At 57.0% G+C, this 10,869-nt stretch carries 8 protein-coding genes; 4 read left to right on the forward strand and 4 right to left on the reverse strand.

Translation table 11 applies throughout. From position 1 onward, the window contains the following. Positions 1 to 81: 81 nt before the first annotated feature. The 4 genes from HMPREF1323_RS06160 (at position 82) to HMPREF1323_RS06175 (ending at position 3,979) form a co-directional block, all read left to right on the forward strand. Complete coding sequence (locus HMPREF1323_RS06160; protein WP_009433254.1) at positions 82 to 1,284, forward strand: BspA family leucine-rich repeat surface protein; 1,203 nt, start codon at positions 82 to 84, stop codon at positions 1,282 to 1,284. 524 nt (positions 1,285 to 1,808) lie between these two features. Beyond that, on the forward strand, positions 1,809 to 2,168 hold the full coding sequence (gene rplS / locus HMPREF1323_RS06165; protein ID WP_009433261.1) for a 50S ribosomal protein L19: 360 nt from the start codon (positions 1,809 to 1,811) through the stop codon (positions 2,166 to 2,168). A 152-nt stretch (positions 2,169 to 2,320) separates the two neighbouring features. Beyond that, the gene (locus HMPREF1323_RS06170; RefSeq protein ID WP_009433258.1) at positions 2,321 to 3,214 is read left to right on the forward strand and encodes a PCMD domain-containing protein; all 894 of its coding nucleotides are present in this window, start codon (positions 2,321 to 2,323) and stop codon (positions 3,212 to 3,214) included. Positions 3,215 to 3,223: 9 nt separating this feature from the next. After that, on the forward strand, positions 3,224 to 3,979 hold the full coding sequence (locus HMPREF1323_RS06175; protein ID WP_009433240.1) for a porin family protein: 756 nt from the start codon (positions 3,224 to 3,226) through the stop codon (positions 3,977 to 3,979). A gap of 100 nt (positions 3,980 to 4,079) precedes the next feature. Here HMPREF1323_RS06175 and uvrB read toward each other — a convergent pair whose 3' ends face one another. The 4 genes from uvrB to HMPREF1323_RS06195 form a co-directional block, all read right to left on the reverse strand. Continuing rightward, complete coding sequence (gene uvrB / locus HMPREF1323_RS06180; RefSeq protein ID WP_009433248.1) at positions 4,080 to 6,101, reverse strand: excinuclease ABC subunit UvrB; 2,022 nt, start codon at positions 6,099 to 6,101, stop codon at positions 4,080 to 4,082. A gap of 117 nt (positions 6,102 to 6,218) precedes the next feature. After that, positions 6,219 to 7,139, reverse strand: coding sequence for a mechanosensitive ion channel family protein (locus HMPREF1323_RS06185; RefSeq protein WP_009433283.1), 921 nt, complete (start codon positions 7,137 to 7,139; stop codon positions 6,219 to 6,221). 50 nt (positions 7,140 to 7,189) lie between these two features. After that, positions 7,190 to 8,545, reverse strand: a complete 1,356-nt coding sequence (locus HMPREF1323_RS06190) for an MATE family efflux transporter (RefSeq protein WP_009433253.1) — start codon at positions 8,543 to 8,545, stop codon at positions 7,190 to 7,192. 17 nt (positions 8,546 to 8,562) lie between these two features. Further along, positions 8,563 to 10,524, reverse strand: coding sequence for an LTA synthase family protein (locus tag HMPREF1323_RS06195; RefSeq protein WP_009433249.1), 1,962 nt, complete (start codon positions 10,522 to 10,524; stop codon positions 8,563 to 8,565). Between the last annotated feature and the right edge of the window lie 345 nt (positions 10,525 to 10,869).

A 10,869-nucleotide genomic window follows, 5' to 3' on the forward strand; every position in this document is an offset into this window, starting at 1 on the left:
CCTCTACTGGGATAATCCCTAAAAAGAGAAGGATAAAAACCGCCTCCCATCATTTCACCATTTACACATCCCCTTTCCCTTATGACCACCACTCCCGAAGCCTACGTACATCTCAGTACAGACAAAACAACCCTCACCTTCTATTACGACACCCTCCGTACCGATCGCAACGGAACAACGTGGGGAATAAGGGATTGGGATGCCTTTTTCTCCTGCCCTGCTTGGGCTGGTGATTTTAACCCTCGCAGTACCACCGTTCTCACAGCTGTCTTTGATGCTTCGTTCCGTGATTTTCGCCCCACCACCACGGAAGGATGGTTTTACGAGCTCAACTTACTTGAAAGGATAGAAGGATTGGAACACCTCAATACCTCGCAGGTGACGTCTATGAGCGGTCTGTTCTGGGGTTGCGGATCTTTGACTTCGCTTGACCTCTCCCGCTTTGACACTTCAAAGGTGACGTCTATGAGCGGTCTGTTCTCTGGTTGCGGATCTTTGACTTCTCTTGACCTCACCTGCTTTGACACTTCAAAGGTGACGGATATGGGGTGGATGTTCGAAGGTTGCGGATCTTTGACTTCTCTTGACCTCTCCCGCTTTGACACTTCTCAGGTGACGTCTATGAGCGGTCTGTTCTCTGGTTGCGGATCTTTGACTTCTCTTGACCTCACCTGCTTTGACACTTCAAAGGTGACGGATATGAGGGGGATGTTCGAAGGTTGCGGATCTTTGACTTCTCTTGACCTCACCCGCTTTGACACTTCTCAGGTGACGGATATGGAGGGGATGTTCTCTGGTTGCGGATCTTTGACTTCTCTTGACCTCACCTGCTTTGACACTTCAAAGGTGACGGATATGAGGGGGATGTTCGAAGGTTGCGGATCTTTGACTTCTCTCGATCTCTCCAGCTTTGACACTTCAAAGGTGACGGATATGGAGGAGATGTTCTCTGGTTGCGAATCATTGACAGCTCTCGATCTCTCCAGCTTTGACACTTCAGAGGTGTCGTATATGAGGGGGATGTTCTATAGTTGCAAATCATTGACAGCCCTCGATCTCTCCAGCTTTGACACTTCAAAGGTGACGGATATGAGGGGGATGTTCTATAGTTGCGAATCTTTGACCACAATTTATTGCAACTCATCATGGAGTGACAGACTCTCAGATGATATGTTCTCAGGCTGCAATTCTCTTAGAGGTGCGGCGACTAATGTCGGAAATAGTTACGACGTAAGCATGGCAAATCCCGAAACGGGATATTTCACCAAGAAAGTGTTGTCGTAAAAGGATGAGGCTTATGTACATCTCAGCGCTGATAAGAAAACACTGACGTTCTATTTCGATAGGGCGCGAAATGTACGGAGATGTTGTGCATGGCTCTCTAACGAGGTGGCATCGAAGACACCACCTTCAACACAGCAAAGGTGGTCGACGACGACCCCCTACGCTCAAATCTTCCCCATCCTCACTGGCTATGATGAGCTCGCCAACTACCTGTCCCCCTTTATGAGCCCGTTGCAGTCGGAGCCGTGACCTATATAGGTTGACACACCCTTCTCGCGGAGAGGTGGGGTAGCGGACGATGAGGAGGGAGCTTAATCGACGCCTTTTTCCTCCTGTCCCTTGGGCGCGGGAGGCGGTCGTCGGGGGTGAATCGTCGTACGTGTTGCGTGATAAGGCCTTGTGATTGCGCGCTTTTTTGTACCTTTGCGACGCTTTGCGTAATCTCTGTCAGGAATATATGAATAAGTGTGGCCTGTTATATTGCGTTTAGTGTAGTACTAATCAAATAAGCTAAAGGACAAACAATGGACTTTATTAAGATCGTCAACGAAGCTTTCGCTACTGGTAAGAGCCACCCCGCCTTCCGTAGTGGTGACACTATCACCGTTGACTACCGCATCAGCGAAGGGGGTAAGGAGCGTATCCAGCGCTATCGTGGCGTCGTCATCCGCATCAGCGGTCACGGTGACAAGAAGCGTTTCACGGTTCGTAAGATCAGCGAAGGTGTAGGCGTAGAGCGTATCTTCACGATCGAAAGCCCCTTCATCGAAAAGATTACTGTCGAGAAGTTCGGTAAGGTACGTCGCGCTAAGCTCTACTACCTCCGTGCCCTCACCGGTAAGAAGGCGCGCATCAAGGAGCGCCGCTATGTCGCTGAGAAGTAAGAAGACCTTGGGGATATCTTCCGCTTCACGGCGGATGGGTGCCCCCAGCCTTCATGCCAAGCATACAGCCCCATCGCCGACACGCTCGGTGATGGGGCTGATGCTTGCTTATTCCCTCGGGGGATAGCCAGTTTATATCTATATAGATGTTGATGAAAAGAATTTCCACTTCACTTGCCCTCATGGCTCTTGCCGTGGCTTTCGCTTCGTGTGATGACCCCATCACGCGCAAGGAGCGCAGCCTCATCGATCGCCAGTACAAGGAGGGCGTACTCACCGCCAGCCAGAGCTTTGACTTCACGCGCTGGATCGATGTGAGCAAGGGCGCCTATCGTCTGCCCGCTATCAGTGCTGACGAAGACGCTAAGAATACCTATTGGGCCTCGGCCAGCAATCAGGGCTACACCCTGCTCGCCTCTTCGCCTACGGACTATCCCGTCGTGCCACTTGAGGAGAATGGAGCCGCTCATGGCGCCATCATCCGCTCGATCAAGGGCTTCTACTTCTTCGGTATCGGGACGAAGGTCATTGCGGGTGCCCTCTATACGGGTCAGGTCGATGCGCGCAATCTCGTGGGGAAGCCCCTTGAGTCGACGCTCTTCGGCCAGCCTTACTCCAGCGGTATCCCCGAGATCGTGGACTTCACCTATCAGTACAAGGCGGGGGAGAAGGTCATCCATGGGCAGGATAAGAAGGTCGAGCTTCCCAGCGAAGACCGCGCTGCTGTCTCGGCTGTCTTCTACGAAGTCACCGACGATGATAGCTACCTCAATGGCGTGACGCTGCAGACGGACGCGCGTATCGTAGCGAAGGGCTACGTCGAGCTGGAGCCTACGACTCCCGCTGACACGTGGCAGACCTATCGCCTGCGCCTCACACCCGTCGACGAAGCACGCTACGAAGCCGTGGACTTCACGACGAAGAAGTATCGTCTGGCTCTGGTCTTCTCCTCGAGCTTCCGTGGTGCCGAGTACATCGGTGCTGTGGGTAGCGAGCTACGACTGCGCGAGGTCAAGCTCCAGGACCGCATTAAGCCCCATCATTAATCCTGCCGTATGAAGATGATTCGAACGCTCCTCCTCAGCCTCTCTCTTGGCCTCCTCGCACTCCCCGCTCGCGCCGCTGAGACGGGTGACGAGCAGCCCTCACGCCTCGGTGTAGGCGTGCACCTCGGCTTCAACATCGGTGGTGCTCTGCCTCCCTCCGTACCCAAGCCCGTCAAGAAGGTCACGGCCTTCATGCCCGGGGGGACACCCAACGTGGGGCTGGACCTCTCTTACCGCCTCACACCTGCAACCCCCTTCTCCCTCCTCCTCGGGGTGGAGTACGATATCCGTAGCTTTAGCACCACCGTCCAAGCCGAAGATATGCCCATCCGCTATCAGAGTGAGGACTTCAAGGAGCAGCACTACACGGGCTACCAGCGTGTCGAGATGGATACGCGCTACGTCGTGGTGCCCGTGGGGGTGAGCTACGCTCTGCCCAATAGCTCCTTCCGCCTCATGGCTGGGGGCTATTATGCTCACGCGCTCAAGCGTAAGTTCACCGCTAAGCTTGATGGTGACGGCCTCATGGATGGTCGTGTCTATCAGGAGGGTGCGGTGCTTGCCTTCAGCCTCGGGGACTTCCTCGTGCGCAATGACGTCGGTGTGCGCTTCGGTGCAGACTATCAGATCGACCCGCACTGGGGGCTTACAGCGCGTATGAACGTAGGCCTGCCGAAGATCTTTGATAAGAGCTTCGAGGTTATGCCTTACTCGCTGCGCCACGTCTTCCTCAACCTCGGCGTCAGCTACCGCATCAATCGATAGCCCCGCTGCGAGCGATATCCGCTAATACACTCCGCCCCGCTATGTCTCACCAACGAGTGAGCATAGCGGGGCGGAGTGCTTTTGGGGGGATAGGGGAGGGCTACTGCAGTAGACGAATCTTCTCCTCGAGGCGCTGTAGCTCGTTGCGCAGGCGGGCGGCATCGACGAAGTTGAGTTCCTTCGCGGCGGCCATCATCTCGCTGCGCTTCGTCTCGGCGAGCTCGCGGAGCTGGTCGAGCGATAGGAACTGCTCGATGGGGTCTTCGACAGCAGCCTCGGGCGAAGCCTCGATGTAGGGAATGGCTTCGTCGGCACCCTTCTTGTCGGGGAAGGCAGAGGAGCTATTCTTGACGATCTGCTGGGGTGTGATGCCGTTGGCCTCGTTGTAAGCGATCTGCTTGGCACGGCGGCGGGCGGTCTCGTCCATCGTCAGGCGCATACTCTCGGTGATGTGGTCGGCGTAGAAGATGACACGGCCGTTGACGTTTCGCGCGGCACGCCCTGCCGTCTGCGTGAGCGAGCGGTGGCTACGCAGGAAGCCTTCCTTGTCGGCATCGAGGACGGCGACGAGGGCTACCTCGGGTAGGTCAAGACCTTCACGCAGGAGGTTCACACCGATGAGCACGTCATAGACGCCCTTACGCAGGTCCTCCATGATCTGCACACGTGTCAGCGTGTCGACGTCGCTATGGATGTAGCTACATGAGACGCCGTGCTTGATGAGGTACTCGGAGAGCTCCTCGGCCATGCGCTTGGTGAGCGTAGTGACGAGCACGCGCTCACCTCGCTCGATGGAGATCTGTATCTCATGCTCGAGATCATCGACCTGATGAAGTGTGGGGCGTACCTCAATAGGCGGATCGAGAAGGCCCGTGGGGCGGATGAGCTGCTCGACGACGACACCTTCACTCTTGGTGAGCTCGTATTCGGCGGGCGTCGCGCTGATATAGAGGATGCGTGGGGTGAGGTCGTCGAACTCCTCGAACTTCAGCGGTCTATTGTCCAGCGCAGCGGGCAGGCGGAAGCCGTACTCCACGAGGCTCGTCTTACGCGAGCGGTCACCACCATACATCGCATGGATCTGTGGCACGGTCACGTGGCTCTCGTCGATGATGAGGAGGAAGTCATTCGGGAAGTAGTCGAGGAGGCAAAAGGGGCGCTCACCAGGCTGGCGACCATCGAAGTAGCGGGAGTAGTTCTCGATCCCCGAGCAGTAGCCCAGCTCGCGGATCATCTCCAGATCATAGGTGGTACGCTCGTAGAGGCGCTTGGCTTCGAAGGCACGGCCTTCTTCCTCCAGCTCCTGCACGCGCTGACCGAGGTCGACGTCGATCTGCCCGACGGCGGAGTTGACCTGCTCCTGCGTCGTGACGAAGAGGTTGGCAGGGTGGACGACGAGGCGCGTCATCGGCCCGTATTCTCTACCGCTCTGTGGGTCGAAGGAAGCGATGCGCTCGATCTCATCATCCCAGAAGGTCACGCGGTACGCCACACCGTCGAAGCCTTCGATGGAGGGGAAGATATCGATGGTGTCGCCCTTGACACGGAAGTAGCCCGGGGTGAAGGTCAGGCGGTCGTTGACGTAGTGATTGAGGACCAGGTCACGCTTGAGCTGCTCCTGACTGTAGCGCTGTCCCTCTTGTAGGCGCAGGATCTTCTCCTCGAAGGCCTTGGGATCCGCCATACCATAGAGGCACGAGACGGAGGAGATGACGATGACATCCTCACGCCCCGAGAGGAGGGAAGCCGTGGCGCGTAGACGGAGCTTCTCGATCTCGGCGTTGATAGCCATGTCCTTCTCGATATAGGTATCGGAGGCGGCTATGTAGGCCTCGGGCTGGTAGTAGTCGTAGTACGAGACGAAGTACTCGACGGCATTGTCGGGGAAGAACGCCTTGAACTCCGCATAGAGCTGTGCTGCGAGGGTCTTATTGTGGCTAAGCACCAGTGTGGGCTTGCCGAGGCGGGCGATGACGTTGGCAGCGGTGAACGTCTTCCCCGAGCCTGTGACCCCGAGGAGCGTCTGAAAGGGAACACCCGCCTCGAAGCCGTGGACGAGTTCGTCAATGGCCTGCGGTTGGTCCCCCGTGGGGCGGAAGCGTGAGGTGAGCTTGAAGGACATAGATGGAGCGATAGAGGGGATATAGAGGATATAGAGAGTGGGTCGCCTCCACCCTCAGCAGCGGGTGATGGAGATGATCCACTGCTGGGGATTTGGATGGATCCGAGGGGAGGGCGATTACTTCGCCTGATGGACGGTGAGCTGTGGGAAGGGGAAGCCGATGCCAGCGGCATTGAACTCCTTATAGATACGCTCGTTGATATCGAAGAAGACGTCCCAGTAGTTCTCGTTTGCCGTCCAAGCACGGATGACAATGTTCACGCTACTCGCACCGAGAGAGAGCAGAGCGATGGTGTAGTCGGGGGTCTTGAGGATGCGTGAGTCGGACTCGATGATGCTGCGCAGGAGGTTGCGAGCGCGGTCGATGTCCTCGTTGTACTCGATACCGATGGTCCAGTCGACACGGCGGGTATTCTCGTGCGAGTAGTTGACGACGCTGTTGCTGCTGAGGAGGCTGTTGGGGATGAAGGCGGTCTTGTTGTCGGGCGTCAGTACCTCGGTGTGGAAGAGACGGACGGCCTTGACCGTGCCATCAGTACCCTGCGACGAGATGAAGTCGCCGAGCTTGAAGGGCTTGGTGACGATGATGATGACCCCACCAGCCAGATTCTGCAGCTGGCCACTGAGAGCCATACCGACAGCCAGACCCATAGAGGCCAGGACGGCAGCGAAGGATACGGACTTTACGCCGAGCACACCCGCCAAGAAGAGGAAGAGGGCGATGTACAGTATCGCAGTGAAGACCGAGTCAAGGAGTGAGACGGCTACTCCCTCGATACTGCGGCGGCGGAGGATCCCGTTGAAGATCTTCTTCAGGCGGGTGATGACGACCTTACCGAGCCAGAAGAGGACGAGCACGAGGATGACGCGCAGCCCGAAGTTGATACCAGCATTGAGCCACTCCTCGAGCATGCTCCGGCTGAACCAATGCTTGATGTCAAGGTTGAGGGGCTGCGTGGCAGCACCGATAGCTTCCTTGAGCTCCGAGCCTGCAGCCGAGTCAGCTGGTAGTATCTGTGCGAAGAAAAGAGGGTTCATGAGAGGAATAAGTTAGAATTGAATACTGGTTGATATATAGGATGGCTTAGCTATGCGAGGCCCTGCTGTCTCCGCTCCTCCCGAGTGCGGTGTCTCCAGCGTAGGAAGAAGTAGAGCATAGTGAGCCCCTTGAGTATCGAGGAGATGGAGATCGCCCACCAGACAGCTCGGATACCCCAGCCCCACGAGGCGAAGAGCAGGACCATCGGGATGCGTAGGTACGTGCCGACGATGCTGACCGCTGCGGGGAGGTAGGTGCGTCCGAGCCCGTAGAAGAGCCCTTCGGCAGTGATCTCCAGCATCATGAAGGCCTGTGAGAGTCCGACGATACCGAGGTAGACCGCACCTGCTTTGTAGGCAGCTTCCTCGGGGACGATGAGGGAGAAGATCTCTTCACCCCAGAAGACAAAGAGGAAGGTACCCAGTACGCCGATGATGAGCGTGAAGCTCAGGGCTCGGCAGAAGGCCGTATAGACGCGGCGGAGCTTGCCTGCGGCGAAGTTCTGCCCGACGATAGTCGTCAGGGCTTCGGTGACGCCCGAGGCGGTGTTCCACGTCAGCGACTCGATCTGTGCACCCGTCGTCATCGTCGCTACGCCGATATGCCCACCGAGAGTGGATACCTGACGACCGATGTAGATGCTGACGAAAGCGAAGAGAATCTGCAGCGAGGCCGGCGGTACACCTATCTGTAGGATGCGTCGTATCTGAGTCCAGTGCAGTCGGACAAGGAAGGGGAAGCCCCCGAAGAGCTTGTCACGCTTCACCTGATAGAGGAAGAGCAGGAGCACTAAGCCTTGGCTCACGACGGTAGCCAGTGCCGCACCCGACACACCCCAGCCGAGGGTGAAGATGAAGAGCGGGTCAAGGAGCATATTCGTCGCCAGCCCGAGGATGGAGATACGGAAGGGCGTACGGCTATCGCCAATAGCATTGTAGATACCCGTGAAGGAGGCGGTGAGGTAGATGCTGGGGAAGCCTACGAGCGAGAGGTAGAGGTAGCTCAAGCCCTCGGCCCGTACGCTCGGGATGAGCGCATAGAGGTCCAGGAGATTGCCTGCAAAGAGCAGGTAGATCGCCAGCATCCCCACGCTCAGGAGGAGGCTCATGCAGACGTTCTGCGAGGCATAGTTCTTGGCTTCGTCACGATGACCAGCACCGATACCCTGCGAGATCGTCACTTCGCTCCCGATCTTATTGATGAGTGCGAAGGAGGCAGCTATCCAGAGGAAGACGGAGGCCGCACCCACCGCTGCTAAGGCCTGCGAGCTTAGTCGCCCCAGCCAAATCATATCGGTGATGTTGTAGGCGATCTGCACGAAGCTCGTCCCCATGATCGGCAGGGCGATGCGGTAGAGGTGGCTCGAGAGGTCGCCTTGGGTGAGGTCTCTTATCTTGTCTTGCATTGGGTTTGTTACGGGCGTTATCGCTGAGGGTGGAGCTCGGTGAGCTTGTTGTACTTCATACGCCAAGCGTAGTCCTGGAGGTAGGCCTTCAGGCGGAGAAGCATCGAGGGGAGAGGCGTCCCCGGCTGGTCCTTGATGTTGTGGAGCTGCTGGGGATCGGTCTTGAGGTTGTAGAGGGCGGTCACCTTCTGCCCATCGAAGTGCAGGGCGTAGTCTCCCTCGATCATTTGGTAGATGCCATCCATATCCTGCACGACGAAGCGGGGGCGCATCGTGTCGAAGGGGTTACCACCGAAGGTCACCATCGGCTTATCATCCCCGACGAGGTCGAGGATCGTGGGGAGTAGGTCGGCTTGGGAGGCGAGGTGCTCTGTATCGCGGCCGACGAGTTCGCCTCGTGGGTCGAAGATGATGATAGGGATACGGAAGGCACCCGTCGAGTTCTTGTACTGGGGCAGCGCACCTGGTACGGCGTGGTCAGCGACGATCACGAAGAGGGTATTGTCATACCAAGGCTGCTTGCTCGCCGTCTCGAAGAACTTCCGCAGCGCCATATCCGTGTAGGCTACGGCCTGGTGCATCGGGATCGTACCCTTGGGTAAGACCTTCTGATACTCCTCGGGCACACGGAAGGGGTGGTGCGAGGAGAGCGTGAACTCTGCCGCGAAGAAGGGCTGACGAAGCGAGCCGATCTGGCGAGCTACGTACTGGAGGAACTTCTCATCCCAGATACCCCAGTTGCCGTCGTAGTCAGCATCATTGGCGTACTCCGTCTTACCATAGTATTCCTTGACGCCTGCCTGCATTACGAAGGCATTGAAGCCCATAGAGCCGTTTGGTGCACCGTGGAAAAAGGCCGTCGAGTAGCCCATCGAGTCGAGGCGTGCGGGTAGAGCCGTGATGTTGTTCCCCGAGTAGATCGATAGGACGAAGGGGACGTGGGGCTTGAGGACCGAGGCGAAGATCGCAGGCATCGCATCGATGGACTTCTGACTATTCGAGTAGCCGTTGGCGAAGACATAGGAGCGCTGCATCAGCGAGTCGATGAAGGGCGTGAAGCCTTGGTAACCTGGGATATCTTGGTTGAGCCCGCCGACCCATTCTCGTGCGAAGCTCTCCCAGATGATGAGGACGACATTGCGCCCCTTGTACTTCCCTGAGACAGGTGTCGAGCCAGGGGTGTAGACGGAGTTGAAGTACTTCGGCACCTCCGTGAAGGGCATGTATTGGTACTCTGGCAGGCTTGACTTGCCGATGGTGCGGATGAGGCTGAATGGGGTATTCAGCACCAGCGCACGCTGCTGAGGACGGCGTATATAGATGTTCGCATTGCTCAGTGTGATGGGGCGGGTCTCACTGGTGAAGCCACCGCGCCCAGCGACGATGGAGAGGTAGATGCTCCCGCCGAGGAGGATCAGTGACGTGAGGTAGAAGGCCCACATACGGCCCGTGGGGCGCTGCTTAGGACGGGGGAACTTCCCCTCGATGATACAGAAGAGAATGATAAGTCCGATCCCTAAGAGCGTTATCCCCCAATAGTCCACGAAGAAGCGGAGGAACTGGAATGGATTCTCATCTCCGAATTCTTCGAAGACCGCCAGCGTCGTACGCTTCAGCGTGAAGCGGTAGTAGACGACGTCGCCGAGGTTCAGTATGATAGCCAGACTCGTGACGATGCGATAGAGCCCCGTCAGCATACGCTGGTAGCCACGGCTGTAGGCCTGTGGCAGGGGCAGGAGGCTTAGCGTCGTCAGCAGTAGGCTCGTGTAGACGATAGCGCTGAGGTCGAAGCGTAGACCGCCCCAGAACATCAGGGCGAGCTGCCCAGCCGAGTCGATCTCTAAGAGATCCTGATTGTATAGGCAGAATATCCCTCGACAGATGCTATAAATGACGAAGGAGAGGAGGAAGCGCAGGAGGAGAAGTCGGACCTGAGCGCCGAGCGGCGTGAGGGCCGAAGACGTAGACGAGGAGGTCATCGGTAATTACTATGTATCTATTTGGCTACAAAGGTACAAATCTTAGTCCAAGCAACTGGGGGCGTGCTTGCAAGAAGAAGCCCTTGCTTGCCCCTTCATAGTGCCTATTCCTTCCCCGTTAGATGGGGCGCTTCTCTGCCTGCAGAAGCGTCGTCCGTAAGAGGGGGTAGTATGAACCACCAACCCCATAGTGGTTTATACCTCTCCCTCATATAGAGACTGTTGCCACGAGTCCTGTTCGCTATTTCGAGTGCTAAGGCATCGCGTGCTCAGCCCCCGATATGCCTCTCCGAAGTGATACACAAGCCCTTCGCTTTATCGCGCGTATTCCTCTTATTCAGCGGA

This window comes from Porphyromonas sp. oral taxon 279 str. F0450, assembly GCF_000292995.1.
GTDB lineage: Bacteria > Bacteroidota > Bacteroidia > Bacteroidales > Porphyromonadaceae > Porphyromonas > Porphyromonas pasteri.